Origin of the sequence: Rubritalea spongiae (assembly GCF_042652385.1) — a bacterium.
GTDB lineage: Bacteria > Verrucomicrobiota > Verrucomicrobiia > Verrucomicrobiales > Akkermansiaceae > Rubritalea > Rubritalea spongiae.
The window spans coordinates 229,862-255,808 of the sequence record NZ_JBHSJM010000001.1; the positions used below are offsets into that span (position 1 = coordinate 229,862).

The following is a 25,947-nucleotide window of genomic DNA, read 5'->3' on the forward strand; positions in this document are numbered from 1 at the left end:
TAGATATTCAATACTGGAGTATGACGCCCTATAAGCTCGGGGATCAGTATGTAAAATACACGCTTATTCCGACTTCAGCAAGGAAGAGCAACAAGCCCAAGCCGCTGACAGATTCTTATTTGTCTCAGAATATACAAAGCCATCTGAAGGCCGGTGAAGCGAGCTTTGATTTTTGCGTGCAGTTTTTTAAGAACGATAAAACGACTTCTCTGAAGGACAATATGCAAATTTGGAAAGAGTCAGACAGTCCATACATTAAAGTGGCTACGCTCACACTTCCAAAGCAAGCTGTGGGAACGCAGGAGCGCTTTGAGTTCGGAGAGAATTTGTCGTACTCGCCGGCGCATTGTCTCAATGTTCATCAACCGATTGGCGAGATTAACTATGCCCGCTTGAGAGCTTATGAGGCGATGTCTCAATTTCGCCATGGTATGAACGAAGTCCCTATTAATGAACCGAGTGAGGAAGACTTCTCACGGTTACTTTAATGTCTTATAAGCTAAGTCTTGCCCCTATTGACGAACAAACTCCTAGGCTGATTCAACGATGCTCACATGAGCCACGAAGACTCTCAAGAGATTTTTATAGCACTAATCCTGCAGAGCTTTTGGAGGTCCGATGATTTCGCGGAGAAGAATCGCCTTGCGCAAAGAGTTCTTTTTTTGAAGTTCCGCGCGGAGTCCGGTGACGGGCCGATTCTTTTTGAAGTCATTATTGGGGCTAGGAAAATCGACATTGTAGGCTGCGCGCTCTTTTTTAAGCCGCAGGCGCTCGATCTCCTGCTGCATGTGTTGTGGTGAACCTTGCGGGGGAGTTGAGCTGTCCGTTTTCTTAGAAGGTGATGCTGATTGCGAGGATTGAGTTGGAAGAGGCGGAGGAGAGTAGCTGCTCTCCTCGATGAGAGGAGGCTGTTGATGTGACTGTGATTGACGTTGTCTAATCTCGTCACGGTATTGATCGTAGAGATCTTCTAGATCATTAGATTCAGATTCTTGACTTTTGCCTTTTTGAACGATGTTTTCGTAGAGCCACTTGAGGAAGCTGAAGATAGCAATAACTAGGAATAGGATTCCCTGAACTGGAAATCCATCATCCTGTGCAAGTAGTTCGTAAAAAGGCATATTAGTTGAGTCGGTTAGACTTATTCTTCGCCGTCGGAGAGAGAATCACGCATTTTTGTATCAGAGTTGATATTCTGGTACTTCGCGTAGTCCATGACACCTAGGTTGCCGTTGCGAAATGCTTCAGCAATAGCCATCGGGATTTGCGCTTCAGCTTCGACGACTTTCGCTTTCATTTCTTGCGTGCGAGCTGACATCTCTTGTTCTTCGGCCACTGCGGCTGCGCGACGTACTTCAGCTTTCGCTTGGGCGATCTGCTTGTCGGCTTCAGCTTGTTCTGCTTGGAGCCGTGCACCAATGTTGTCGGCGACATCGATGTCAGCAATATCAATGGAGAGAATTTCAAATGCAGTAGAGGAATCGACTCCCTTAGAGAGAACTAATTTAGAAATGGAGTCGGGGTTTTCGAGAACGGCTTTATAGGATTCAGCTGAACCCACGGAAGTTACGATACCTTCGCCGACACGGGCAATGATGGTTTCTTCTGTAGCACCGCCCACAAAGCCGTCGAGGTTGGTTCTCACTGTGACACGCGCTCTAGCGTTCACTGCGATACCGTCTTTAGCGACTGCGGTGATCTTGTTGATTCCATTGGTCGGAGTAGGGCAATCAATCACTTTCGGATTGATGGAAGTGCGGACCGCTTCGAGTACTGTCTTACCGGTATCTTTGGTTGCGAGGTCGATTGCGCAAGCACGTTCGAAGGGGAGGCTGATCCCAGCTTTGTCTGCGGCAATCAGTGAGAGGACGACGTCTGCGACGTCACCACCTGCAAGGTAGTGCGCTTCCAATAAATCAGTACTGTAGTTTAAGCCAGCTTTGACAGCTGTAATGCGGCTATCGACAATGAGTGGGAAGGGAACTTTTCTGAGCCACATTCCGATTAGTGCTCCAAATGCGACGGGTGCTTGTGAGAGGCGAGCGCGCAGCCAAGTCTTGAAGAACTTGAGAATGAGGTAAAAGAAAATGAGGCCAAAGAGGAGAAGTACACCCGCGATGATGAGTGTGACGAAGCTTGGGCCCTCTATCGAGGTTTGAGCAAGTGATTGAGTAAACATGAAGAGTGTTGGTTAGATTTTTATTGGATGTTTAGGAAATTGAGAACGTCAGGAAGCGTTTTGGTGTTGATGACATCGTTTTTAGTGAGCCAGCCTTTGCGAGCTAATCTAACACCGAAGGCCAAGAATTGTAATTGTTCTACTCTGTGAGCGTCTGGATTGATAGCACATTTCACACCTTTGTCTTTTGCTTTGTGCCAATGGCGCCAATCCATGTCGAGTCTACGCGGATTACAATTGAGTTCAATAATCGTTCCTGTTTCTGCAGCACAGTCGATAATCTTATCCACATTGACAGCGTAGGCCTCTCTACGAAGGAGCAGTCGTCCCGTGAGATGCCCTAACATGGTAACATGCGGGTTCTCCATTGCCTTGATGATACGTGCGGTCATTTCCTTTTCAGGAAGTGTGAAAGCGTTGTGGACTGAAGCGACGACGTAGTCTAACTGTGAGAGAATGTCGTCACTGAAATCCAGTGAGCCGTCTTTCAAAATATCGACTTCTGAGCCAGCGAGGAGGCGGAAGCTGCCGTCCCATTGTTGGTTGAGTTTTTTAATTTCCTCAATTTGCTTTAGCAAGCGCTCTGGATAGAGGCCGTTTGCTTGGAATGAAGCTTTCGAGTGGTCTGCAATACCTAGATACTCGAGTCCTAAGTCGATAGCGGCTTCGGCCATTTCTTCGAGACTATTGCGACCATCGGATGCTGTTGTGTGGTTATGAAAGGTTCCGCGTAGGTTTTCGAGTTCTACAAGGCGTGGAATCTGACCATTTTCTGCGGCTTCGAACTCACCACGGTTTTCGCGCAACTCGGGCGGGATGAAGTCTAGTTGAAGTGCTTTGTAGATATCCGATTCATCATTGATAGGCGGAGGTTCTTCGGCGCCTTCTTTGACTGTGAAATCGTATTCATTAAGCGACCAACCACGCTTGAGCGCACGTTGGCGCAGGACGACATTGTGTTCTTTGCTGCCGCTAAAATATTGTAGGGCGAAAGGGAAAGCTTTGTTAGAAACTGCTCGCAAGTCCGCTTGCAGGCCATTTTCGAGTCGAATCGATGCCTTGGTGTCACCGCAAGCAATGATCTCTTCTACTTCGTCGAGCTCTGAGAAATACTTGGTGAGTTCCGCAGGTCTGTCCGTGGCGACTAGAATGTCGATGTCGTGTAGGATTTCTTTCGAGCGTCGGTAGGATCCAGCGTGGCAACAACGTAGCGTTGCTGGGTGATTCCTAACGGATTCTAGCAGCACTTCAGCCATGACTGCGACGTCGCCGAGACGGAAGTGCGAGGCAAATTTTTCGCGCAACTCAATAGCAGCGAGGAGTTTCTCGACAGTCTTCGTGCCAAAGCCACGAAGTTCGCTGATGGAGCCAGTTTCGCAGGCTTCTTTTAGGGAAGTGATGGAGTCGATGTCGAGTTTGTCGTAGAGGGCTTTGATTTTCTTCGGCCCCAGCCCTTGGATGTCGAATAGCTCGAAAAGAGTGGGTGGAAACTCAGCTCTTAAATTTTCGTAAAATTCAAGTTTACCCGTCGTAGCGAGTTCATGAATTTTCTCCTGCAGCGCCTTTCCGATGCCAGCGATGTTCTCTAACTGATCATTCTTGGCGAGCTGGACAATATCTTCATCGTGTGAACGTACGATCTCTGCACCATTTTTGTAGGCGCGAGTCTTAAAAACATTTTCGCCCTTCAGCTCGAGCAGAAGGGCGATGTTGTCTAGCACGTCTGCGATGTCTTCGCGTGTCATGTGTGCTGAGTTTTGAATAAGGTGATTTAACTGAGGCCTGGGATGTTGAGACCGCCTGTGAGTTTGGACATTTCGCCAGTGGCCATTTCCTTGCCTTTGGTGATGGCTTCTTGGACACCTTTGAGGACGAGTTCTTGAAGGAATTCTACATCTTCAGGATCGACGATGGATGGGTCGATTTTGATGTCTTTTACTTCGCCAGCTCCGGTAGCGACGACTGTGACTTTACCACCTCCGACAGATGCTTCGACAGTTTGGTTAGCGAGTTCTTCTTGTGCTTTCTGCATCCCAGCTTGCATTTGCTGGGCCTGTTTCATGAGTTTGTTAATATCCATAATGAAAAATGTATTTGAGTTGGTTAAGCGGGTTTAAGAGTAGCTTCGAAAATTTCTAAGGCGCTCACAATGAGAGGATCTTTATAAAATTCTTCTTCATCGAATTCAGGAGGCGACTCGTCGTCCTCTGCTTTAGCTTCTTTTTTTGTTTCAGTTTTTGGGAGCGCTTCAGATTTCTGAGCGGTTGGATCGATGATTGGTGGAGCCTCTGATTGCTCTGGGGCCGTCTCAATGAGGCTGTCTAGGCCAGAAATGGTGTCGGATACGCTGCGTTTTTCTAGCGGCGGTGGAGAGGTCTGTTGCGCTGGCTGAGTACTGGCGGAAACTGGTGGTTCTTGAACGAGTTCAGCTTGTGGCTCCGCAATTTCTACTTTTTCTTCAGCATGTGGAGCGACTGGTTCAGGTTGCTCTATGACCGGCTCTGGTTTAGCTTCAGGCTCTTTGCCCGGTTCGACTTCTGGCGCTGGAGCAGTTTCTTTGTTAGTAACTTCTTCGGAAGCAGGGACCTCCGTGGGAAGCTGCTCGGGGCTGAGTGTGCCTGCACCGGCGAGTGCTGAGATGACATCACTAATGCGCGCGTCATTGAGTGACTGAATGGATTTGATGATACCAATTTCGAAATGGAGCTTTCTGTTACTTGCCCATTTCATGCGAGCTTCAGTGTCGGCGAAGATGTCAACGAGGTTGAGTAAACGGTCAGTTTGAACACCTTTACTAACATCGGTGAGTGTTTCCCAAAGGTTTTGCGGGATTCCGTCGCTACCAGCTTGTGGATCTACTTTTGCTACCAGCAATGCGCGAAGGCAGCTGATGGTATCGTCTAACAATTGGCTGAGCTCCTTGCCAGCTTTCGCTTGCTCGTTGAGAATGTTTAAGGCGGCAGAGGTCTCTTTCTTGAGGATACTCTGTGTGAGTCCTGCGACAGTTTCGCGAGAAGTGAAGCCGAAGACGTCTAAAACATCGGGTTCAGTGACGTGATTGCCGCAAAATGCAACGAGTTGGTCGAGCATCGATTGGGCATCGCGCATGCCGCCATCGGCACCTTTTGCGACAGCCCAGGCAGCGGCAGGATCTAGAGTGACGCCTTCGTTAGTTGCGATGTAGGCGAGGTGGTCAGCGATGGTTTGAGTGCTGATAGGGCGCAGATCAAAGCGCTGACAGCGGGAAATAATAGTCGGGAGGATCTTGTTAGGTTCAGTGGTCGCGAAGATAAATTTCACATGCTCGGGTGGTTCCTCAAGGGTTTTAAGCAGAGCATTGAACGCTGCAGTGGTGAGCATGTGAACCTCATCAATGTAGTAAATCTTGTAACGACAGCGAGAGGGGGCGAAACGGACATTGTCACGCAGATCACGGACTTGCTCTACACCATTGTTAGAGGCACCATCGATTTCAAGGACGTCGAGTGATCGGCCTTCGGCAATTTCTTGAGCGATGTCTGAATCGGGATCGAAGTCGATGCTGGGTCCGTCTGGGGCATTAAGCGCCTTTGATAGGATACGGGCAGTGGATGTTTTTCCTGTGCCTCGTGGCCCGACAAAGAGGTAGGCGTGAGCGAGTCGATTTTGGTCGATTGCATTGCGCAGGGTTTGGATCACGTGATCCTGGCCAAGGACGTCGTTGAATGTCTTAGGGCGATACTTTCTAGCGAATACCTGATAACTCACAGCTGTGAGACTAGACGTGGAATCTAAAATGCCAATGGAAAAATCGGTGAAAAAAGGGCAACAAAAAAGGCGCACAATGTACGCCTTTAAGAGAATGGGTGTTAGCTGAGATGTTTACTGATCAGCTGGAGGGCATTTTCAGAAGTGACACCGTGAAGTTCCCGTAGAATCGGGACTTTGCCGTGTTCGACAAACTTATCCGGCCAGCCGATGCGTTCGACTTTGGTGTTGATATCTGCGTCAGCGAGCAACTCGATGATGCTTGCACCAAATCCGTTAGGGAGAACATGATCTTCGAAGGTGCAGACGATCTTACATTTCGCTGCTTGCTCGGTAATGAGTTTTGCGTCGAGAGGCTTGATCCAGCGAGGGTTGATGAGAGTAACGGAGTATCCTTGGGACTCGAGCGCGTCTTTTACTTCTTCAGCCATTTCGAAGAGATGACCGAGACCGATGAGGCAGACATCTGAACCTTCTTGCACGAGTTCTGCTTCGCCGATGGTGAGAAGCTTTGGTTCAGCCTTAGGTGAAGCACCGGTGCCAGCACCACGCGGATAGCGGATAGCTGTTGGACCATCGTCGTAATTTGCCATGGTCCACAGCATGTCGACGAATTCTTCTTCGTCTTTTGGCTGCATATGGATGATGTCAGGCACGACGCGAAGGTAGCCGATATCGAAAAGTCCGTGGTGGGTCGGACCATCGTCACCAGACAATCCTGCGCGATCCATGCAGAGTCTCACAGGGAGGTTTTGAAGCGCGATGTCATGAATGATCATGTCATAAGCGCGCTGCATGAAGGTGGAATAGATGGTGAGGAATGGACGGAAGCCTTCACAGGCTTGGCCGCAGGCGAACAGAGCTGCGTGCTCCTCAGCGATACCAACATCGAAATAGCGCTCGTTCACTTCTTTTTTGAAGATGTCGAGTTTAGTACCACCAGGCATAGCTGCGGTGATAGCGGTGATCTTTTCGTCTTTCTTGGCGAAGTTTGTGAGTGTTCGGCCGAAGATTTCTGAATAGGTAGGCAGGTCTGAGGCGGCAGTGGATCCGTCTTCAACTTTGTAGGCTCCAAGTCCATGAAATTTTCCTGGATTACTGAGAGCAGGTTTGTAGCCTCGACCTTTTTCAGTGATAATGTGAAGGACGACTGGTTCCTCTTGAGCTTTCAAATATTCGAAAGTGTCAATGAGGGTTTCAATGTTGTGACCATCGATCGGACCAAAGTAGCGGATACCGAACTTTTCAAAGAGAACGCTAGGGGCGAGTAAGTTTTTGGCGCCTTGCTCAAGCTTGTGTGCGAGTTTGCGAGCGCTCATGCCGCCAATTTTCTCAAGGATGTCTGCCGTTTTGCTACGGACGGATGAATAGGTGGAGCTCGTTTGAAGACTATTGAAATGACGAGCGAGGGCTCCAACATTTCTGTCAATCGACCACTCATTGTCATTGAGAACGACGATGAATTTTTTTGTAGCGTCTGAAATGTTGTTCAGCGCCTCGAGTGTGGTCCCGCAGGTGAAAGCTGCGTCACCAGCGACGGCGACAACTTCATTATCTCTGCCTGCTAAATCACGCGCAGCAGCCATTCCTAGTGCAGCGGAAACAGCGGTGCCTGCATGTCCTGCCCCGTAGCAATCGTGTTCGGATTCGGTGCGCAGTAGAAACCCGTTCAATCCCTCATACGTACGGATCGTGTGAATATCCTTCGCACGGCCGGTGAGCATTTTATGGACGTACCCTTGGTGAGAGACATCGAAAGTAAACTTGTCAGTAGGTGAGTTAAAAACGTAGTGAAGAGCGATCGATAGCTCGACAACACCTAAGTTGGGCCCCAAGTGACCACCAGTGACAGATAGACGTGAGATTAGGACATCACGAATCTCCTGAGCCAATTCAGGTAAATCTGTACGATGCAGTTTCTTGAGGTCACCAGGTTCGTTGATGGTGGAGAGGAGGCGCGGGAGCGGCTCGGAGATGTTAGAAGAGTCTGATTTCATCGTCGTCTGAGGATGATGGAGTGCTGTTTGCTGAACGCTGGTTAGATGCGTCGGCGCCCTTGGTGTCACCTTTTTTGATAGTTTCAAGTCGCTTTTTAGCAACTGAGAGCGCGGATTCGCATTCTTTTAAAAGCTTAGCGCCACGTTCATAGTGACTAATGAGCTCTTCGAGAGGGAGTTGGTCCGACTCCATTTGTTCGACGATGGAGTCGAGTTCCTCCATTGAGGCTTCAAAGTTGTGTGGTTTTTTAGGCATGAAATGTGTGAGGATTTAACGAGTGTGGTATGGATGTCACCTTAATCTTGCGTTGTGTAATAAACGCTAGGCTCTAGTAAACCTGAGAGGTAGACTGGTTTTGGATAGCGACCAGTTTGTGGATTAATTAGGGCGTTTATCTCTGTGTTGTTTTGGTAAAGGTAGCTATTCGAGTTAGTAAAAAAGCTAAACCACACCGAGTAGGAAAGAGGCGTGAGGTCACGCTGATTAATCCATGTGCTGCGGATGTCTGCACCACGGTAGCTCATACTTGATGCATGGATGCCGGAGATCGGATTGGCTAATTGAGCGAGCTCTTCTACTTTTTCGAGATTGGCGTAGCTGGTCGGCGTCCAGATAGCGTGACGGTTAGCATACCAAGCGACTGCCCATGGTTGATCAGAGACAATAATGTCGGTCTCGTCCGTATTCTCTGCTAGAGTTTTATTAAGGCTAAAGGCGTGAATGCCTGCGACTGAAGCATTGCGCACGCTGGCTTTATCAAGGTTTTTAACCGTTAGAATCATTGGCGCTGCAGTAACTAGAATGATTACTACGAAGTGGAGATTACCAAGAAGCCCTGGCTGTTTACTTAACTCGCAACGCGACCAGATGATGCTCATCATTGCAACAGCGTAGGCCATCATTAATGGAGCAAAGAGCATGTGCAGCTGGTTGGCATCAATCGCATTATTGCGCAAGCCGTAGATGGCCATACCGATCGCGGCAAAGATCCACATTACTAGAATATTCCAACGGAAGAGGGAGATGCTAGAACGCCGAAATGGGTGCAGCAAGGCGATAAAGAAAGCTGGAGCAATGATTAGTCCGCCCAAGTAATTGTGAATATTCGAAGCTTGTAGCAGTGCTTCATTGGCAGTGGTGCCGAGTAAGCCTTTCACGTTGAAACCAGGAGTTTCCATAATACGGAAGACAGATTCTGTGCCGTGAATAGCGTGGAATGCAGTTCCTAACAATTGACCGGTGTGTTTGTAGTAAAAGATGAGTGGGCCACAAATGAATATACTGATGATAGCCAATAAGGCTACAGCGATGACTCCGCGCGGTCTAAAATAGAAAGTGGCAAAAATGAAGTAACCAATGAAGATCCATAGTGTCATCCAATGAGTTAACGCTAACAGACCGAAGAAAAATCCGGAAAGTAGCGCAGGAACGAGAGGTGAACGCTCAGCTTCTTGTGCTTCGACAGCTCTCCACGATAGATACATCGCTGTGGAAAACAGAGTGAGCATCAACATTTGCGGGAGGCCGCTATGAGTGACCTGCCACATGTACTCGGAAAAGAGCATGATGATAGCCACTACAGAGGCGACCTTCTTGTCAAAGATTCTGCTGATCAATAAGTAATTTACTCCGATGGATATGATGAAAAACGTGGCGCAAGTCATAGCAATGACTTGATCTAAAAAGTAGAATCCATCGTCTGCTTGCATGAGGTAATTTGTAGGGTCGTCGCCACCCACCATTTTCAATATTCCAGCGTAGACAAGAATATTGAGTGGAGAATGGTAGGTCTCAAACATGTGCTCCAGGTTGACTTCCTTTTGATTATCAATGAGCTGCTGAATAGCGAGTGGCCGAACAAACTGGGTCGTTAGGCCATTTCCTTTGGCAACTTCTCGAGCGACTTGCGCTTGATCAATGCCGCCAGAGTGGGTGAGCCCTTTGAAGTTGAAGGTAGTGTTGAGCAGGAAAATGCCGATCAAGAGAACTGCGAAAATGGAGCGCCTAAAAAAGGTTCCTGAATCAAATTGGCTGGATGATGGAGTCATTCTAGAGGGTGTTATTAGATACCTAAATCTTTGAGTTTTCTTTGAAGAGTACGACGGCTGATGCCGAGCAATTCAGCTGCCGCTGTACGATTATTATTCGTGTGAGCGAGTGCTTGTCGGATTGTCACACTTTCCAGAGCATGCAAGTTGAATTCTTGGGGTGGCGCAAGGGTGTTTTCTTCAGAAGGGTTAAATTCATCAGAAGAGTTCCTCGAAGGTTGGGCTTCTAGGTGAAGTAATGATGCGCCAGATTGCACGTTAAGAGGGAGTTGTGCCGCCTCTATTTGGTCGCCATTGCACATCACGACACCGTGTTCGACTGCGGTGCGGAGTTCGCGCACATTGCCCGGCCAATTGTAATTCTGGATGAGCTGTAAAGCATTTTCAGAGAATGAGTTGATCTGCTTGTTGTTTTCTTTTGAGAATTCCTTGAGGAAGGAATGAGCGAGCAAGATAATGTCTTCTTTTCGTTCGCGCAGCGGAGGGATAGTGACTTTAACGACATTGAGCCGGAAGAAGAGGTCTTCTCGGAAGTCTCCCTTGGAGACCATTTTTGCTAAATTTTTATTAGTGGCGGTAATGACGCGCACATCGATTTTTATCGGGATGTTTGATCCCACTCGCTCGAGAGTGCGCTCGGAAAGAACGCGCAGGAGCTTCACTTGAGTGGTCTGGTCGATCTCACCGATTTCATCGAGGAAAATCGTGCCGCCATTCGCTTGCTCGAAGCGCCCGATTCTACGCTGAGTCGCGCCTGTGAATGCTCCTTTTTCATGGCCAAAAAGCTCACTTTCTAGCAGTTGAGGTGAAAGGGCTGCGCAGTTGACGGTGATAATTTTTTCCTTAGGACGCCCACTAAGGCTATGGATCGCGCCGGCGACTAGCTCTTTACCGGTGCCTGATTCACCTTCGACAAGAACCGTGGCTTTGGTCGGTGCAATCTGAGTGATCATACTGTGAATTTGCGCCATTGCTGGCGATTTTCCGATGAGGCGCTCGAGCCCGTGTGATTGTTTGCTTACTTTTTGACGCAGCTCTTGGTTTTCGCTCTCTAGCTTTTTATTACTAGCTTCTAGCGTTTTATTTCTGAGCGCACGTTTGATGAGCAATTCCACCTCATCTAAGTTGAGAGGCTTGGTGACGAAATGCCAAGCTCCACGGCGCATTGCTTCTACTGCAGTGTCGACGGAGCCGTAGGCTGTCATCATGATAGCAATTGGCGGATTACTCAGCTTGAGTGCCTTTTCAAGTAAATCCATGCCGCTGTCGCCGCCCATCCTGAGATCTGTAAGGAGCACATCAATCTTCTCAGATTTGAGAACATTCATAGCTTCCCGGATATCCGATGCGACGTAGCAATCAAATGAATCTTCCAGTGCCATGCGCAAGCCATCGCGGGTGGATTTTTCGTCATCTACAATGAGAACAGTGGGCTCCATAAGTTAACTTTCAATTTCGATTGTGGGTGATGCGACGGGGAGCAGCTTTAGTTGATTCTCGTTGCGCGGGAAGTGAATGGTCACTGTGGTGCCTTCACCGACTTCGCTTTGCACCTCGAGCTCGCCACCGTGCTCACGAATAATTCTCCTCACAACGATCAAACCGAGACCTGTGCCAGATTTTTTAGTGGTTCGGTAGGGTTCATAAAGTGAGCCCATGTCTTCCGGTGAAATCCCTGAGCCATTGTCGCTGATGCTCAGGGTGACTTCGTTTTCATCAACGTCTGAATGAATGAGGATGGTGCCGCCAGATGCAGGAAGTGATTGCGCAGCATTTCTGATGAGATTGTATAGAGCTTGCTGAATCTGAGTGGAATCAAGCTCCAAGAGAGGAGTGCTTTCTGCTAGCCCAAGAATGATTTTCGCGTGCTTGCTTTCAAGCTCCGCTTTGAGTGTGTTGAGCGTGGTGGCTAACGCATCGTGAAGGTGTACCTTACTTCGCTCTGGGGCAGTGGGGCGCACTGCGTGTAGGAATTGTTTGAGAATGGAGTCGAGCCTGTGAATTTCACCTTGAGCAGTGGCTAATAAGGCGCCGAGTTCATCTTGATCTCCTTTTGGTAGTTTGCGCAATTTCCGCTGCATTAACTGGAGATGAATATCTAAAGAATTAAGTGGATTACCAATTTCGTGAGCGACGCCAGCGGCTAATAAGGTGAGAGCATTGAGCTTTTCACTCTCTAGCATTTCCTCGGCTTCTTTTTTTGATTTGGTAATGTCTCTAACGAGCATCACATAGCCTAAATGTTCATCGTTTTTGGCGATGTAACCATTTAATGGTGATATGTAAAAATTGAGTGTAAGGTGTTCAGGGTAAAACACCTCCATATCTCTATTTGTGGTGCTTTCAGGCTTTGCTACAGCACTCCAGTCGAATCCTCGTATTGCGGAGTTAATGTGTTGCCCAAGCGCCTGATTGGTGAGGCCAAACATCTCTTGGACTGCTCTATTGGCAAAGGTAATGACGCCTTCTGGCGAGAGAATAAGGACACCTTCGCGCAGAGCTTCGAAGACATTTTCTAAGAAGCCTTTTTCTCGTACTAGGCGACTCACGAGATTTTGCACCTCGCTAGGAGAAAATCGATCGAGTCGTTTGATGAGCTTGTCGAGGAAGCCGTCTTTCATGTAAGCTTAGCTGAAATGGAGGTTATCATTGTATTATGCACTTTTCCGACGAGGGAATGTGCGCGACAGATTGGCACACAGTTAGTGGAAAAGCAACTCGTTGCTTGCATGAATCTATTACCCAAGATGGAATCAATTTACCAATGGGGTGGTGAAGTACAGCAAGACGAGGAGTACCTAGCGATTATGAAAACCTCTCGGAGACGCTACGATCAACTAGAGGCAGTATTAAAAGAGTTACACCCATACGAAAATGCTGAAATCATTTACACTGGTGTCGACGGTGGTGCGGAAGCCTACCTCAACTGGGTGCGAGATATCACCGAGGGGAACCATTAATAGAGTGTTTGCTTCGGTTCTTCGAGAGCTGTATTTTGAGGAGTATCTGGGCGTTCATGCATAATTTCGAAGTCGCCTTCTTCGCAACAACGCACAAAACCTTCAGCGTAACCTTTGAGTTGATCCCAAACTTGTCGAATTTCTTCAGCTTCATCGCTGGTAATTGAGTTATCGAGCGCGGCAGTGGAAATACGTGTCAGAAGGTTTGAAAACTGGCCTACGATAGCATTCGTAGCAGGTAGGTATTGGAATCCTTTCTGGCAATGACTCTCAGGGTTGCGCACAAAATACCCCCCGCAGCGTTCAGCCAGATGCTCGATGATGCCTTGGTGTTGGGTGAGCTCGTAAATATTAACGACGCGATCGATCGGGTTTCGACTCCCCGATCCAGTATCGGATTGATCCTGAGACCATTTATAAACGAGGGAGAGGGAGACACCTAGTTCAGAAGCAACGACCTTCGGAGAGGTCTCTTTAAAGGCATTTCGCAAAATTTCGTAAGATTCCATAGGAGGTAAATAGGTAGATGGTGTAAAAATATCAAGATTGTACTTTTTGTTAGTCGAGGGTGGACGAGCAAGAATGCATGTGTGATGCTGGATTCATCAGCATTCTATGAAGACTATCCACGTAGCCGCAGGTAGCGTTAACCAAACTCCGCTCGACTGGGAGGGGAACCTCAGTCGCATTCTAGCCATTATTGATCAAGCAAAGTCTGAGGGTGTTCAGATCCTTTGTTTGCCTGAGCTTTCACTTACTGGTTACGGCTGTGAGGATGCCTTTTTAATGCCGAACACTGCCGAGCGCGCTGAATGGATGTTGGGTGAACTTGCTAAGTATGCGAATGATATCATCCTCAGCGTTGGACTTCCTTGGCGCCACCACCACACATTATTTAACACCGCGGCAGTCATCGTGGATGGTGAAGTGGTTGGGCTTGTCGGGAAGCAACACCTTGCGGGCGATGGTTTACACTATGAACCGCGCTGGTTCTCAGAATGGCCGCAAGGTGAAGTAGTTACTACTCGCTGCCTTGGAAAAGAAATCCCGATGGGGGATCTAATGTTCGATATTGGCGGAGTGAGATTTGGTTTTGAAATTTGTGAAGATGCGTGGTCAGCGACACGACCTGGCTCGAAACTAGCAGCATATGGTATCGACTTTTTATTCAATCCAAGTGCGAGCCATTTCGCATTTGGCAAACAAAAATTGCGGGAACGCTTTATCAACGAAGGCGCAAGATCATGTGGTTGCGTCTACCTCTACGCTAACTTGTTAGGAAACGAGTCGGGCAGAGTCGTGTTTGATGGTGGACCGCTCATCTCAAATTGTGGCGATCTGGTGGCTAGTGGAAAGAGATTTAGCTTCAAGGATCACGTACTCTCCTCAGCTCATGTCGATATCGAGTTAAATCGCTCAAGGGTGGCTAGCACAGCTAGTCGCAGAGTAGAAGTGAAGCCGCATCCCGGATTGGTGACTGTGAAATGGGAAGTTGCATTGAGCGATAGAGCTCCTACAAGTCTCGCCCAACATTGCACTTACTCTAAAGAAGAAGAATTTACACACACATTAGGACTCGCTCTCTTTGATTATATGCGGAAGAGCTATTCTCGCGGCTTTGTGGTTTCACTCAGCGGTGGGGCTGACTCGTCCGCTGTGAGCTGTTTAGTATTTATAGCGATTCAACTTGCGGTGAAAGAGTTAGGCGAAAGTGGTGTGCGCGATCGCCTAGCGTACATGGCGCTTCCTGCTGAGTCAGCAGAATGGATGAAAGTTATCTTAGCCTGCGTTTACCAAGCCTCAGAAAATAGCGGCGACGCGACTGAGCAAAGCGCCCAAAAGTTGGCTGTCGCTATAGGCGCTGAATACCAATCGTGGTCAATCGGAAAGCTAGTGGATGGCTACACACAAATGGTCAGTGGCGGATTGGGTCGACAACTCACTTGGGAGTCTGACGACATTCCTCTGCAAAATATTCAAGCGCGAGTAAGAGCTCCTGGGATTTGGATGTTAGCGAATGTGCGCAATGCACTTTTGTTGGCAACGAGTAATCGTTCTGAAGCAGCAGTGGGTTACGCTACTATGGATGGCGATACCTCTGGTGGTTTAAGTCCAGTGGGGGGGATTGATAAAGCATTTCTCCGTGAGTGGCTAGTGTGGTTAGAGGCTGTTGGGAGCGACGAAGTGGGAACCATCCCAGCTTTGCATTACGTCAATAGTCTACAACCAACAGCTGAACTCAGACCGAGCGATCAAGGGCAAACAGATGAATCTGATCTCATGCCATATCCAGTATTAGAAGCGATCGAGAAAGCGACAATTCGAGATAAACGCTCCCCTAAAGACACCCTGACTTTAATTGCTGATGAATTTGGTGAGAGATATAGTTATTCACAACTAAAGGCTTGGGTGGTCAAGTTTTTCAGATTGTGGTGCCGCAACCAATGGAAGCGTGAACGCTATGCGCCATCTTTCCACGTGGATGACAAAAATCTAGATCCGAAGACTTGGTGCCGGTTTCCGATTTTATCTGGAGGGTTCGCAGCTGAGCTCCGAGAGCTCGAAGAATCTTAAAATCGGCGCAGCTCAGTGTCCTTGCAGTACTTCTCGTCACGTTCAGGATAGTCGAGAGTGTAGTGAATTCCTCGCGACTCCTTTCTCCGTATTGCACAATCCACAACGAGTGCCGCCACGGTGACGAGGTTTCGAAGCTCGAGAATGTCAGAGTTCACTTTGAAGCCCCAATAGAATTCTCGTACCTCTTTACGTAAATTGCGCAAGCGGTGTGCAGCTCTGAGGAGACGATTATCAGTTCTGACAATTGAGACGTAATTCCACATTAATCGGCGAATCTCATCCCAGTTGTGTGAAATTAGTACTTGTTCATCAATGCGCGTCGCATCTCCGATGTGCCATTCTGGGATTTTTGGAGAAGACGGGGACGGGCTAGATGGGGGGTAACTTTTCATCATCGCATCAAGCGCTCGACGAGCCACCACATTACCTTCGAGAAGAGAGTTAGATGCGAGGCGATTAGCTCCATGGAGACCAGTGCAGGCTACTTCACCTACTGCGAAGAGTCCGCGGATGGTGGTTTTGCCATTGGCGTCTGTATTGACACCACCACATTGGTAGTGCGCAGCAGGAACGACGGGGATCGGTTCTTTCTCACAATCCAAACCAAAGCCTAACAGTGTTCGATAGATGTTAGGAAATCTCTCCTTCATGAACCCTTTTGGTTTGTGTGTGACATCGAGATAGACGCAGCTCGCGCCAGTCTTTTTGATTTCGTGGTCAATCGCTCGGGCCACGATGTCACGCGGCGCTAGCGAGCCACGAGGATCATGATCCAGAGTAAATTCCTCTCCTTTGGCATTTATCAGCTTTCCGCCTTCGCCACGGACAGCTTCGGACACTAAGAATGAACGTGCCTTAGCTCCACGCGCTGCAGGGTTATAGAAACAAGTTGGGTGGAATTGAACAAACTCCATATTAGAGATTGTTGCTCCAGCTCTCCAGGCCATTGCTAGTCCGTCACCAGTTGAACTGTCGGGATTTGTTGTGTAGAGGTACACTTTGCCGCAGCCGCCAGTAGCGAGAACAATTCTATCAGAGTGGAAAATTTCAACTTCATCGGACTGTTCGTCGAGGACGTAGGCGCCGAGAACGCGATCTTCTGTTACGACACCCAGCTTCCCTGTAGTAATGATATCGATGGCAAATCGGTGCTCCAGAAAAGTAATATTCGGATGTTCTTTCGCTTTTTGAATGAGAGCTGAAGCTATGGCGTGGCCCGTGGTATCTTTGGAATGAAGGACGCGACGCTTGGAATGGCCGCCTTCGTTTCCCAAGGCGAATCGGTCGTCATCATCAGGTTCCTTATCGAAGACTACGCCTAGGCTGACGAGCTCCTTAATCGTTTCATCACCTTCTTCAATGATCGCTCGCACGACACCTTCATCACAAAGGCCTGCGCCTGCATCGATGGTATCTTTTATGTGTGTTTCATAGTTATCACCATCCGAGCGAAGCGGGGGATTAAGGACTGCTGAGATTCCACCCTGAGCCCAAGCAGTGTTAGAGTCTATCGCTTCACCTTTAGTGAGAATAACAACGGTGCCGTGTTCGGCAGCTCTGAGGGCGAATGATAAGCCAGCGATACCTGAGCCAATTACAAGAAAGTCTGATTGCATAGCTATTCTCTAATAGTTTGGGTTGAGTTCGACATTGTCGATAAGTCTAACATCATCGAAAAATACTGCGATAGCTATAATGGACTTGTGGTTGAGTAAGTCTACGGCCTGCAGCGTGGCTGCATCTACGCATTCTATGTAATCGATTTTCGCAAGTGGTGCGTTTTGGGAAATGTGTTCACGCACGTGCTTAAGCAGGGTTGCGACATCTTTCTGACCGCGTTCAAGAAGCTCACAGGCGGATTTAAGAGCTTTATGTAAAACTGGTGCTTGTGTTCTAGCTTTAACGGATAGCCTTACGTTTCTTGACGATAGAGCGAGGCCATCTTGCTCTCTGACAGTGTCAACACCATGAATTACTGTCTGAAAATTAAGATCGCGCACCATACGGTTAATAATTGCGAGTTGCTGGTAGTCTTTTTTTCCAAAGACTGCATCGATAGGAGAAAACAGGTTAAAAAGTTTAGCGACAACGGTGCAAACTCCATCAAAATGGCCGGGGCGAGCCGCGCCACAAAGTTGTGCTGAGAGCGAACTCTCGTTTATGGTTATCGAGCGATTACCTGCATAAAGGCTCTCAGTAGAAGGAGTATATAGCAAATCAACTCCCTCCGTCTCGCAGATGGAAATATCGTTCGCGAGCTTGTTGGGGTAATTTTCTAGGTCGTTAAGGTTATTAAACTGAATTGGGTTTACGAAAATCGACACCGCAACACAGCCATTGGGACCCGCTATATCTCTCGCTTTTCTAATAAGCGCCACATGTCCTTGATGGAGAGCTCCCATCGTGGGAACGAGTACGGGCGGGAAGGGGAACCTTTTCTTAGCTAACAGAAGCTCTGTTACTGTGTTTGCAATTTCCATAATGCTGGTGGCGGGAAGGTGGAGGCTGGGTGGAGAAGAATAAAGTAAAAAAAGAATCGGGATGATCGTTGACGAGACAGGGAAAGGTGTTCACATTTTTGCCAAGCGTTAAACATACTATCCGTTTTATATGAAAAAAATTCTTAAATCCTTCCTCGTTGTAGCAGCAACCATGATCGGCCTCTCTTCAGTAAATGCTGAAGATCTCAAGATCGCATCTGTAAATGTGCAAAAACTCTTCAATGAGTACCACATGACGAAGAAGGTCCAAGCTCAGGTTAAAGTCGACCAAGAGCGTATCCAGAAAGACAATGCGAGCCGCCTTGAGCACATCCGTGGTCTACAAACTGAAATCGAAAAACTCAGCAAGCAGCGCAGTGATGCTACTATCAGTGACAAGAAGCGCCTTGAACTTGAGCGTGAGATTAAGCTTAAAGTTTCTGAAGGAAATGCAGCTGACAACGAGCGCCGTCAGTGGCTTCAGCGCCAGAACAAAGCTCTCGGTGAGCAAGTTTCCGAAGAGCAACGTGCAATCATCGAAAAAATCCAAGAGAAGATCGCAGATTACGCTCGCGAGCAAGATCTTGACCTAGTGATCGACAAGTCAGCACGCAGCGCATCCCGCACTGAAGTCTTTGCTTTCACTAAAGATAAGTTCGACGTCACTCCTGTTCTCCTTGAGGGACTCAACGCTGATGCTCCTGCAGAAGAAGAGAAAAAAGAAGAAGCTGCTAGCGAGTAGTTTTTTTAAGTTTTAAATTTACTAAGCGCCCCCTTGGAGACGAGGTGGGCGCTTTCTTTGTGTTGGGGGAGAGATAATTCTTTTCAAGACTGATGCTTAGGGCTAGAAATGAGGTACAATGCAATTTCTGCTAGAACATTGGCGAGATGGAGTTGAGATATTAATTCTTTGGATTGGTATTTATCAACTGTATCGCACTTTCCGCGCAACTCGTGGAGCCTCTATATTGGTGGGGATAGTAATGATTCTCGCCATTGTTACCTCCTTGGCATTTTTATTCCAACTCAAGGTTATTGCATGGATTTTGACTCGCGCTGGATTATTTGGTGTATTTGCATTGGTGATTATTTTCCAACCTGAGTTGCGCAGCGCGCTCGCAAAATTGGGCAGCAGCAAGTTTTTTACTTTTACAAAGAACCAACAACTTGAATTTACGGGGATGCTCGCCGACTCGGCCATCCAATTATCTAAACACCGGATTGGTGCTCTTTTTGCGCTCGAGCGCGACATCAGTCTGCAGGATCATTTGGAAACTGGTGTTCCACTTGATGCTGAGTTCTCACCTGAGTTGGCGCAGAGTATTTTTTACCCGAAAGCAGCATTGCACGATGGCGGGATGATTTTAGCTCAAAACAGAGTTGCTGCAGCTGGTTGTGTATTCCCAGTTAGTCAGCGTGAAATGAGCGATCGCACACTCGGTTTGCGACATAGAGCCGCGATTGGACTTACCGAGGAAACAGATGCGGTGTGTGTGGTGGTGAGTGAGGAAACTGGCTCCATTTCCATTGCTGAAAATGGAAAGCTGACACGCAATCTTACCGACACAGAATTTCGAGAGATGTTAGAAGGCATCTTTTTGCCGGAACAAAAACAAAACGACGACGATGCTGAAGAAACATTGGATAGCAAAGATAACCGCATTGATTCTAGCGATCGTGATTTGGTTTCTGATTAGTGGAGAGATTGAGAGTTTCAGTTTCCAGAATCGAGAAGGTTCTGAGGAAGTGGAGCCGGCAGAATAGTCGTCGAATAATTGCGAGCTAGGCTTGCAAGTCATGTGTTTTTGCTCCAGAGCATTTTTCCCAAGACATGAGCAAAGGACTATTCATCACGGGCACAGATACGGATTGCGGCAAGACGTATATCACATCGTTGATTATTCGAGCATTACGTGCTGAAAGAGTCGATGCGATTGGCTACAAGCCAATCTGCTGTGGTGATAGAAATGATGCCATGGAGTTAGTTGACGCTGCGGACGACACAGTTACGGCAGATCAGATTAATCCTGTTTGGCTAAGAACTCCGGCAGCACCACACGTAGCTGCAATGTTTGAAAACCAAGAGATTGATACAGAGCTGCTGGTTCGACACAACAAGCAACTCAAGCAGCACCACCAAGCGGTGATTACTGAAGGAGCGGGAGGCCTGCTAGTTCCTGTAGCGGGTAAATCCTACATGATTGCGGAAATGGCAATAGATATTGGCGATCCCGTCGTTCTGGTGGTTGGCAACAAACTCGGGGCTCTCAATCACACCTTGCTCACAGTAGAGGCCATGCGGTCTCGCGGCATTGAACCTGCTGGTCTCATTTTCAACAATTTAGTGGAAGAGCTCGACACGGCGACAATCACTAACAAAGGAATTGTCGAAGACATGTGCGGTGTTGAGGTGATCACCGATGTGATCCGCGAGCAGCGAGAGATCGAAGCTTGGCCATTTCTTGAGCTTTTAGGTTTGTAAGCTGAATTGATAGAATTAGTTTGGTGTCATGATCGACATGTTAGTCAACCTTTACGAACTTCCTGACTCCTCTGAGCTCTATCAAAGGCTGGAGGAACAAGGAATCATACTGCGTAGAGCGAATGCTTATGAACGTCACATTGTGGCTGATTGGGTTGGCGCGCATTTTTCTCCCAAGTGGGTGAGCGAGGTGAAGGTGGCATTTAGTCGTCAGCCTATCACTTGCTTCATTGCTACTCGCGAAAAAGAGGTGTTGGGGTTTGCTTGTATTGAGACCACGGCGAAAGGTTTTTACGGCCCTACTGGGGTGGGAGAAGATGCTAGAGGCACAGGCATTGGCAAGGCTTTGCTGTTCCGTTCAATGGAAGCATTGAAAGATAACGGTTACGTTTACGGTGTGATAGGCGGTGTTGGCCCACGCGAATTTTACCAAAAGACCATTGGGGCCATAGAAATTCCTAACAGTGACCCAGGGATCTATCGTGACATTCTTCCAGACTAACGAAAATTACTATGCAAGATCCTAATTTTGTAAAAGATGCCTTCAGCAAGATCGCTGACCGCTACGTTGTGACTAATCATGTGCTTAGTTTGGGGACAGATATTCTCTGGCGTAAGAAGGTAGGGTGCATCGTCAAAAAATGGGCGCCGAATGACATCTTAGATGTCGCCACTGGCACTGGTGATTTAGCTCTGGAGCTTCAAAAAGTGTGCCCAGATGCAAATTTGATAGCATCTGATTTTTGTCCAGAAATGCTAGCACATGCTGCTAAACGAGGCGTGAAGCAAACTCAGGTGGTAGACGCTATGAATATGCCATTTGAGGATAATACCTGCGATGTGCTGACCGTGGCTTTTGGCTTGAGGAATATGGCGAATTACGCAGGTGCACTTACGGAAATGAGACGAGTGATTCGCGAGGGCGGCCACTTGTTGGTGCTCGATTTTTCCACGCCACAGGGAATTTTAGGCAAGCCCTATAATTTCTATCTCAATCAGGTTTTACCTAAGATTGCAGGCGTGCTTACAGGTGAAGAAGGGGCATACAGCTACCTAGCTGGATCGATTGGTGATTTCCCAAGTGGTGAAGCTATGTGCAAGCTCATCGCTGATCAAGGATACCGAGATATATCCTGTATACCACTCAGTGGCGGCATTGCTTCGATCTATATTGCTACAGCATAGTGCTTAGCGCACTATTCTTGTAGTTGAATGCGGATTATGCCGCTTGATAGCCTTCGCATTTATTTGTGTAATTAGTAAGAATCAGCGTTGGCAAATCTGTTCTGATTGGTTAACCAGAGCGCGTCATGTCCGTTGATCCATTACTTCAAATACTCAGTCAGAAAGCACGCTATTCTCACCAAGAACTCGCAGAAGCGCTCAAAATGGATGCCGATGCGGTTGCTGCAAAAATTTCTGATTACGAGGATGATGGTACAATTTTAGGTTACCATGCTGTCATCAATGGCGATCAAGCTGGCGATACTAATGTTTCTGCATTTATCGAAGTAAAACTAACACCAGAACGCGGTGGTGGATTTGATAGGCTAGCCATGCGTATTGCTCGATTCGAGCAAGTGGAGGCGTGTTATCTAGCGAGCGGCGGCTACGACCTTCTAGTCATTGTGCAAGGACCAAGCTTGCGTGAGGTCGCGAGCTTTGTGAGTGAAAAACTTAGCACGATCGATGGTGTCCTCTCCACGGCGACACATTTCAAACTAAAATCGTATAAAGAATACGGGTTCATTTTTGAACAGGAAGAGACGGAAGGTCGTCTCGCTGTTTCTCCATAATTTTAAAAGTGAGTTTTCACGATGGATTATACTAACAAAATCGCCCGTCAAGTTGGCGAAGTTCCTCGCTCGGGGATCCGAGATTTCTTTGAACTCGTACAAGGTCGACCAGATGTCATTTCTCTAGGTGTTGGCGAACCAGATTTCGCGACACCATGGAATATCCGTGAAGCTGCTATTTATTCACTCGAAAAAGGCAATACCAGTTACACTTCAAACTTAGGTTTACTTCAATTACGTAAGCTGATTTCTGAGTATGTTGGTGGCTTTTTTAAGGTAGATTATGAGGCCTCTAACGAGGTGTTGATCACTGTTGGTGTGAGTGAAGCGATCGACTTAGCACTGCGCGCATTGCTCAATCCAGGCGATGAAGTGATCTTCCACGAACCATGTTACGTTTCCTACAGCCCGAGCATTACCATGGCTTACGGAGATGCTGTACCTGTCGAAACTTTCAAGCAGGATAACTTTTCCTTAAAGGCGTCGACTCTTGAAAAAGTCATTACTTCTAAGAGCAGAGTGCTGATGCTTAACTTCCCGACGAACCCAACCGGAGCAACTATAGGGAAAGAAGATTTAGAAGAAATCGCCGAACTTTGTATCAAGCATGATCTGATGGTGATTTCTGATGAAATCTACAGTGAGCTTCGTTACGAGAAAGCCGATCATATTTCGATCGCTAGTTTACCAGGAATGAAAGAGCGTACGATTCTTCTCCATGGTTTCTCAAAAGCCTTTGCGATGACTGGCTTCCGTCTTGGTTATGCTTGTGCACCTCAGCCGATCATTGAAGCGATGATGAAGATTCACCAATATTCAATGCTCTGCGCGCCAATCACCTCACAGGCTGCGGCGATCGAAGCTTTACAAAATGGTGCTGAGTCAGTTGAAAAGATGAAGGCAAGCTACCATCAGCGTCGTGACTACATGGTGAAGCGTCTCAATGAAATGGGCCTACCGTGTCACACACCTGGGGGAGCGTTTTATGTATTCCCAGAGATATCACATCTAGGCCTGAGCAGTAAGGAATTTGCCTTGAGATTGCTCGATGCTAAGGACGTGGCAGCTGTACCAGGTGATGCCTTTGGGAAGTGCGGTGAAGGTTTCTTACGATGCTGCTACGCTACTTCGATGGATGAAATAGTAGTTGCTATGGATCGCATGGAAGCTTTTGTTAGTGATCTGCAAAGCTCCTAACAATGACACTCCATTCTATCCGCGAGAGTAAGACGTACGCGCACGTAGTGCCGTTTGCGGCGTTTTTAATCCTCAACCTGCTGATGCAGGTCGCCAACGAGTCTGGCCTCGAGTGGGCGCATCCAGACGCGCCATGGTGGCGCGAGTGGCCTGAGCAGTGGATGTACCCACTGCAGACAATATTGATCGCTGGGTTATTGGGATTCTTTTGGAAACACTACGATTTCAAGCCAGCTCGCGGATTGCTATTGGCGACAGTGTTAGGAATTGTTGGGATTGGACTTTGGATTTTACCGACACATTTATTCGATGTGTTAGGCTACACTGAGGACAATGTCGGGTTCCTTGAGCACCTCGGGCTCATGCCGCGGCGTGATGGATTTAACCCTAGCGAGTTAGAAGTAGAGTTCGGCGCCATTGGTGTTTGGACTTCTACCATATTTCGCTTTCTAAGAGCTGTGGTTATCGTATCATTGGTAGAGGAAATTTTCTGGCGAGGTTTCCTAATGCGATTCATTATAGACCCAGATGGCAATTACTGGAAAAAGCCATTTGGTGAATTCCATTGGAAATCTTATTTGATTGTGACGGCCTGCTTTATGGGGATTCACGCTCCAGTCGATTATGTCGGTGCATTCTTTTTTGGCTCTCTCATGTATTTCCTCGCAGTGAAAACTAAGAGTCTTACTGCATGCGTACTTATGCATGCAGTCGCAAATTTGATCATGGGGATGTACGCTCTCCAATTTGGTAAATACGGACTCTGGTAAATTGTTAGATCATATGCATGATTATTAGACACACATGAAGATAGGTATCGCGCAAATCAATTCGGATGTTGGAGATTTCCCCAAGAACGCAAAACGCATTATGCAAGCCTATCGAGCTTGTGTGGATGCAGGCGCAGATATTGTAGTCACACCTGAGCTCTCGCTTGTCGGTTATCCACCGCGAGACTTAGTGACAAAAACTACATTCGTAGAAAAGTGTCTCCAGGCGCTGGACTATCTAGCTGACGAAACTGGAGATGTGCCATTAATCGTGGGTTATATTGATTACCACGATTTTGTACAACCTGGAAAACCGTTTCGCAATGCAGCAGCATTTCTCCACCAAGGGAGAATAAGACGCAAAGTTTGGAAAACATTATTGCCTTCGTACGACATGTTCGATGAGCATAAACATTTTGAACCGGCTGACCATTGTAAGCCATTTGTGTACAATGGAGTAAAAATAGGAATTACTATTGGCGAAGATATCTGGCTAGATGATTTTATTCGTCGCCCGTTATATCACAGGGATCCAGCAAGTGAGCTGGTTGAGAGCGGGGCTGATCTGTTAATCAATATCAGTGCTGCACCTTTTTATAAGGGGAGTCCAATGAAGCGATCTAACTTGTTGGAGGTTTTGGCTTGTGGGGCTAAGACGCCCATTATCTATTGCAATGCAGTTGGCATGAATGAACAGTTAGTTTTCGATGGCAACTCGTTAATCCTCGATGAAAGTGGAAACGAAATCGCCAACCTCCCAGGTTTCAAGGCCTGTTATAAAGTTGTAGATCTCGACACGAAAGGTAATGGTGCACCAAAACCTCGCAGTAAAGACATCAAAGACATTAACGATGCTCTGGAGTTAGGGATTAAGGATTACGTAAAGAAAACGGGATTTTCCTCAGCATGCATGATTCTGAAGGGGGATATCGAATCCTCTGTGGTAGCATGTCTAGCGGTGAAAGCTTTGGGAAAGGAATCAGTAAAGGCTTTAGTTATAGCTGAACACGATGGTGATATAAGTAAGTCCGAACAGCGTGCCGTAGAATTAGCGGAAACGCTTGGCATCGAGTTTAAGCGGGTTTCCACTGATCTTATAAAACAATCTGCAGATCGCGCTATAAGTGAAATCATGGAAGACTCGAGCCATCCACTTGTAGATGAGGGATTAGCGTCTCGCATTCGATCAATGCTGCTGATGGCGTATGCTCGAGAAAACCATTTTCTGATGCTTTCATCCGCAAATAGATCTGACCTCAGCATTGGTCATGAAGTGGTAGGTGGTGACTCATCAAATGGTCTTGGAGTGTTAGGAGATGTTCCTAAAATTTTCGTCCACAAACTGGCGAACTATCTCAACATTGAGAACGAATTCATACCTAAAGAATTCATCGCTGAACAAGAAGAACTCTCGAGAAAAGCACACAAACATGGTAAGGAAGTAGCGCCTCCCTATATTTTATTAGATCTCATCTTAGAGCTCTATATTGACTACCAACAATCTGGGGAAGATATCATCAATGGCCATGGGTACGATGAGCCCACAGTGCGATGGATTCAGAGGAAAGTAGACTTAAACGAGTGGAAGAGACAGCAGGCAGCTCCAACTATTAGAGTGACGTCCAAGGCTTTCGGTATGAGCCGAAGGATGCCGATGATTCAGAGCTTTGTAGACTAAATTGCTAAACTCATGTTAGTTTCCCTTTTGAGATG

General features: G+C 47.4%; 25 protein-coding genes. 12 read left to right on the top strand and 13 right to left on the bottom strand.

Features of this window, described 5'->3' with window-relative positions:
- Nucleotides 1-20 precede the first annotated feature (20 nt).
- Nucleotides 21-488: a catalase gene (locus ACFPK9_RS01315; RefSeq protein WP_377092705.1), complete on the top strand. Its 468-nt coding sequence runs from the start codon at nucleotides 21-23 to the stop codon at nucleotides 486-488.
- Nucleotides 489-590: 102 nt separating this feature from the next.
- Here the strand turns inward: ACFPK9_RS01315 and ACFPK9_RS01320 are convergent, their stop codons facing one another.
- The 10 genes from ACFPK9_RS01320 to ACFPK9_RS01365 form a co-directional block, all read right to left on the bottom strand.
- Complete coding sequence (locus ACFPK9_RS01320; RefSeq protein WP_377092706.1) at nucleotides 591-1,121, bottom strand: hypothetical protein; 531 nt, start codon at nucleotides 1,119-1,121, stop codon at nucleotides 591-593.
- A 20-nt stretch (nucleotides 1,122-1,141) separates the two neighbouring features.
- Nucleotides 1,142-2,179, bottom strand: coding sequence for a flotillin-like protein FloA (gene floA, locus ACFPK9_RS01325; protein ID WP_377092707.1), 1,038 nt, complete (start codon nucleotides 2,177-2,179; stop codon nucleotides 1,142-1,144).
- A gap of 20 nt (nucleotides 2,180-2,199) precedes the next feature.
- Complete coding sequence (polX, locus tag ACFPK9_RS01330; RefSeq protein WP_377092708.1) at nucleotides 2,200-3,924, bottom strand: DNA polymerase/3'-5' exonuclease PolX; 1,725 nt, start codon at nucleotides 3,922-3,924, stop codon at nucleotides 2,200-2,202.
- Nucleotides 3,925-3,950: 26 nt separating this feature from the next.
- Complete coding sequence (locus tag ACFPK9_RS01335; RefSeq protein WP_377092709.1) at nucleotides 3,951-4,259, bottom strand: YbaB/EbfC family nucleoid-associated protein; 309 nt, start codon at nucleotides 4,257-4,259, stop codon at nucleotides 3,951-3,953.
- Between the two features lie 23 nt (nucleotides 4,260-4,282).
- The gene (gene dnaX / locus ACFPK9_RS01340; RefSeq protein ID WP_377092710.1) at nucleotides 4,283-5,926 is read right to left on the bottom strand and encodes a DNA polymerase III subunit gamma/tau; all 1,644 of its coding nucleotides are present in this window, start codon (nucleotides 5,924-5,926) and stop codon (nucleotides 4,283-4,285) included.
- A gap of 101 nt (nucleotides 5,927-6,027) precedes the next feature.
- Nucleotides 6,028-7,923, bottom strand: a complete 1,896-nt coding sequence (dxs, locus tag ACFPK9_RS01345; protein WP_377092711.1) for a 1-deoxy-D-xylulose-5-phosphate synthase — start codon at nucleotides 7,921-7,923, stop codon at nucleotides 6,028-6,030.
- Nucleotides 7,904-8,179, bottom strand: coding sequence for an exodeoxyribonuclease VII small subunit (xseB, locus tag ACFPK9_RS01350; RefSeq protein ID WP_377092712.1), 276 nt, complete (start codon nucleotides 8,177-8,179; stop codon nucleotides 7,904-7,906). The genes dxs and xseB overlap by 20 nt, the downstream gene beginning before the upstream one ends.
- Nucleotides 8,180-8,220: 41 nt before the next feature.
- Nucleotides 8,221-9,972, bottom strand: coding sequence for an ArnT family glycosyltransferase (locus ACFPK9_RS01355; RefSeq protein WP_377092713.1), 1,752 nt, complete (start codon nucleotides 9,970-9,972; stop codon nucleotides 8,221-8,223).
- Nucleotides 9,973-9,986: 14 nt separating this feature from the next.
- Nucleotides 9,987-11,411 (bottom strand): sigma-54-dependent transcriptional regulator, encoded by a 1,425-nt coding sequence (locus ACFPK9_RS01360; protein WP_377092714.1) that lies wholly within the window; start codon nucleotides 11,409-11,411, stop codon nucleotides 9,987-9,989.
- A 3-nt stretch (nucleotides 11,412-11,414) separates the two neighbouring features.
- Nucleotides 11,415-12,593: a two-component system sensor histidine kinase NtrB gene (locus ACFPK9_RS01365; protein WP_377092715.1), complete on the bottom strand. Its 1,179-nt coding sequence runs from the start codon at nucleotides 12,591-12,593 to the stop codon at nucleotides 11,415-11,417.
- A gap of 15 nt (nucleotides 12,594-12,608) precedes the next feature.
- Here ACFPK9_RS01365 and cutA point away from each other — a divergent pair, with 15 nt between their 5' ends.
- On the top strand, nucleotides 12,609-12,932 hold the full coding sequence (cutA, locus tag ACFPK9_RS01370) for a divalent-cation tolerance protein CutA (RefSeq protein ID WP_377092716.1): 324 nt from the start codon (nucleotides 12,609-12,611) through the stop codon (nucleotides 12,930-12,932).
- Here the strand turns inward: cutA and ACFPK9_RS01375 are convergent.
- Nucleotides 12,929-13,441, bottom strand: coding sequence for a hypothetical protein (locus tag ACFPK9_RS01375; RefSeq protein WP_377092717.1), 513 nt, complete (start codon nucleotides 13,439-13,441; stop codon nucleotides 12,929-12,931). The two genes, cutA and ACFPK9_RS01375, sit on opposite strands and share 4 nt — an antisense overlap.
- Nucleotides 13,442-13,547: 106 nt before the next feature.
- Here ACFPK9_RS01375 and nadE (ACFPK9_RS01380) point away from each other — a divergent pair, with 106 nt between their 5' ends.
- On the top strand, nucleotides 13,548-15,506 hold the full coding sequence (gene nadE / locus ACFPK9_RS01380; RefSeq protein ID WP_377092718.1) for an NAD(+) synthase: 1,959 nt from the start codon (nucleotides 13,548-13,550) through the stop codon (nucleotides 15,504-15,506).
- Here the strand turns inward: nadE (ACFPK9_RS01380) and nadB are convergent.
- Nucleotides 15,503-17,125, bottom strand: a complete 1,623-nt coding sequence (gene nadB, locus ACFPK9_RS01385) for an L-aspartate oxidase (RefSeq protein ID WP_377092719.1) — start codon at nucleotides 17,123-17,125, stop codon at nucleotides 15,503-15,505. The two genes, nadE (ACFPK9_RS01380) and nadB, sit on opposite strands and share 4 nt — an antisense overlap.
- A gap of 9 nt (nucleotides 17,126-17,134) precedes the next feature.
- Complete coding sequence (panC, locus tag ACFPK9_RS01390) at nucleotides 17,135-17,989, bottom strand: pantoate--beta-alanine ligase (RefSeq protein ID WP_377092720.1); 855 nt, start codon at nucleotides 17,987-17,989, stop codon at nucleotides 17,135-17,137.
- Between the two features lie 130 nt (nucleotides 17,990-18,119).
- Between panC and ACFPK9_RS01395 the strand changes: the two genes are divergently transcribed.
- From ACFPK9_RS01395 to nadE (ACFPK9_RS01435), 9 genes are all read left to right on the top strand, one after another.
- Nucleotides 18,120-18,731 (top strand): OmpH/Skp family outer membrane protein, encoded by a 612-nt coding sequence (locus ACFPK9_RS01395; RefSeq protein WP_377092721.1) that lies wholly within the window; start codon nucleotides 18,120-18,122, stop codon nucleotides 18,729-18,731.
- A 118-nt stretch (nucleotides 18,732-18,849) separates the two neighbouring features.
- Nucleotides 18,850-19,686 carry a diadenylate cyclase CdaA gene (gene cdaA, locus ACFPK9_RS01400; protein ID WP_377092722.1) on the top strand — a complete coding sequence of 279 codons (837 nt, stop codon included), beginning with the start codon at nucleotides 18,850-18,852 and terminating at the stop codon, nucleotides 19,684-19,686.
- 134 nt (nucleotides 19,687-19,820) lie between these two features.
- A complete protein-coding gene (bioD, locus tag ACFPK9_RS01405) occupies nucleotides 19,821-20,471 on the top strand; it encodes a dethiobiotin synthase (protein ID WP_377092723.1) in 651 nt (216 codons plus the stop codon).
- A gap of 28 nt (nucleotides 20,472-20,499) precedes the next feature.
- The gene (locus ACFPK9_RS01410; RefSeq protein WP_377092724.1) at nucleotides 20,500-20,973 is read left to right on the top strand and encodes a GNAT family N-acetyltransferase; all 474 of its coding nucleotides are present in this window, start codon (nucleotides 20,500-20,502) and stop codon (nucleotides 20,971-20,973) included.
- Nucleotides 20,974-20,984: 11 nt separating this feature from the next.
- A complete protein-coding gene (locus ACFPK9_RS01415) occupies nucleotides 20,985-21,656 on the top strand; it encodes a ubiquinone/menaquinone biosynthesis methyltransferase (protein WP_377092725.1) in 672 nt (223 codons plus the stop codon).
- Nucleotides 21,657-21,781: 125 nt separating this feature from the next.
- Complete coding sequence (locus ACFPK9_RS01420; RefSeq protein ID WP_377092727.1) at nucleotides 21,782-22,267, top strand: Lrp/AsnC family transcriptional regulator; 486 nt, start codon at nucleotides 21,782-21,784, stop codon at nucleotides 22,265-22,267.
- Nucleotides 22,268-22,288: 21 nt separating this feature from the next.
- Nucleotides 22,289-23,464 (top strand): aminotransferase class I/II-fold pyridoxal phosphate-dependent enzyme, encoded by a 1,176-nt coding sequence (locus tag ACFPK9_RS01425; RefSeq protein ID WP_377092728.1) that lies wholly within the window; start codon nucleotides 22,289-22,291, stop codon nucleotides 23,462-23,464.
- Between the two features lie 2 nt (nucleotides 23,465-23,466).
- Nucleotides 23,467-24,234: a CAAX prenyl protease-related protein gene (locus tag ACFPK9_RS01430; RefSeq protein ID WP_377092730.1), complete on the top strand. Its 768-nt coding sequence runs from the start codon at nucleotides 23,467-23,469 to the stop codon at nucleotides 24,232-24,234.
- Between the two features lie 34 nt (nucleotides 24,235-24,268).
- Entirely contained in the window at nucleotides 24,269-25,912 is a 1,644-nt protein-coding gene (gene nadE, locus ACFPK9_RS01435) for an NAD(+) synthase (RefSeq protein ID WP_345485267.1), read from the top strand.
- Nucleotides 25,913-25,947 lie beyond the last annotated feature (35 nt).

Coding starts and splice junctions, on each gene's coding strand:
- cdaA (WP_377092722.1), top strand. CDS start 18,850: ATGCAATTTCTGCTAGAACATTGGCGAGATGGAGTTGAGATATTAATT.
- ACFPK9_RS01315 (WP_377092705.1), top strand. CDS start 21: ATGACGCCCTATAAGCTCGGGGATCAGTATGTAAAATACACGCTTATT.
- ACFPK9_RS01365 (WP_377092715.1), bottom strand. CDS start 12,593: ATGAAAGACGGCTTCCTCGACAAGCTCATCAAACGACTCGATCGATTT.
- polX (WP_377092708.1), bottom strand. CDS start 3,924: ATGACACGCGAAGACATCGCAGACGTGCTAGACAACATCGCCCTTCTG.
- ACFPK9_RS01395 (WP_377092721.1), top strand. CDS start 18,120: ATGAAAAAAATTCTTAAATCCTTCCTCGTTGTAGCAGCAACCATGATC.
- ACFPK9_RS01355 (WP_377092713.1), bottom strand. CDS start 9,972: ATGACTCCATCATCCAGCCAATTTGATTCAGGAACCTTTTTTAGGCGC.
- panC (WP_377092720.1), bottom strand. CDS start 17,989: ATGGAAATTGCAAACACAGTAACAGAGCTTCTGTTAGCTAAGAAAAGG.
- dxs (WP_377092711.1), bottom strand. CDS start 7,923: ATGAAATCAGACTCTTCTAACATCTCCGAGCCGCTCCCGCGCCTCCTC.
- ACFPK9_RS01335 (WP_377092709.1), bottom strand. CDS start 4,259: ATGGATATTAACAAACTCATGAAACAGGCCCAGCAAATGCAAGCTGGG.
- ACFPK9_RS01420 (WP_377092727.1), top strand. CDS start 21,782: ATGTCCGTTGATCCATTACTTCAAATACTCAGTCAGAAAGCACGCTAT.
- ACFPK9_RS01375 (WP_377092717.1), bottom strand. CDS start 13,441: ATGGAATCTTACGAAATTTTGCGAAATGCCTTTAAAGAGACCTCTCCG.
- ACFPK9_RS01410 (WP_377092724.1), top strand. CDS start 20,500: ATGATCGACATGTTAGTCAACCTTTACGAACTTCCTGACTCCTCTGAG.
- xseB (WP_377092712.1), bottom strand. CDS start 8,179: ATGCCTAAAAAACCACACAACTTTGAAGCCTCAATGGAGGAACTCGAC.
- ACFPK9_RS01425 (WP_377092728.1), top strand. CDS start 22,289: ATGGATTATACTAACAAAATCGCCCGTCAAGTTGGCGAAGTTCCTCGC.
- cutA (WP_377092716.1), top strand. CDS start 12,609: ATGGAGGTTATCATTGTATTATGCACTTTTCCGACGAGGGAATGTGCG.
- floA (WP_377092707.1), bottom strand. CDS start 2,179: ATGTTTACTCAATCACTTGCTCAAACCTCGATAGAGGGCCCAAGCTTC.
- nadE (WP_345485267.1), top strand. CDS start 24,269: ATGAAGATAGGTATCGCGCAAATCAATTCGGATGTTGGAGATTTCCCC.
- ACFPK9_RS01415 (WP_377092725.1), top strand. CDS start 20,985: ATGCAAGATCCTAATTTTGTAAAAGATGCCTTCAGCAAGATCGCTGAC.
- ACFPK9_RS01320 (WP_377092706.1), bottom strand. CDS start 1,121: ATGCCTTTTTACGAACTACTTGCACAGGATGATGGATTTCCAGTTCAG.
- nadE (WP_377092718.1), top strand. CDS start 13,548: ATGAAGACTATCCACGTAGCCGCAGGTAGCGTTAACCAAACTCCGCTC.
- ACFPK9_RS01360 (WP_377092714.1), bottom strand. CDS start 11,411: ATGGAGCCCACTGTTCTCATTGTAGATGACGAAAAATCCACCCGCGAT.
- nadB (WP_377092719.1), bottom strand. CDS start 17,125: ATGCAATCAGACTTTCTTGTAATTGGCTCAGGTATCGCTGGCTTATCA.
- ACFPK9_RS01430 (WP_377092730.1), top strand. CDS start 23,467: ATGACACTCCATTCTATCCGCGAGAGTAAGACGTACGCGCACGTAGTG.
- bioD (WP_377092723.1), top strand. CDS start 19,821: ATGAGCAAAGGACTATTCATCACGGGCACAGATACGGATTGCGGCAAG.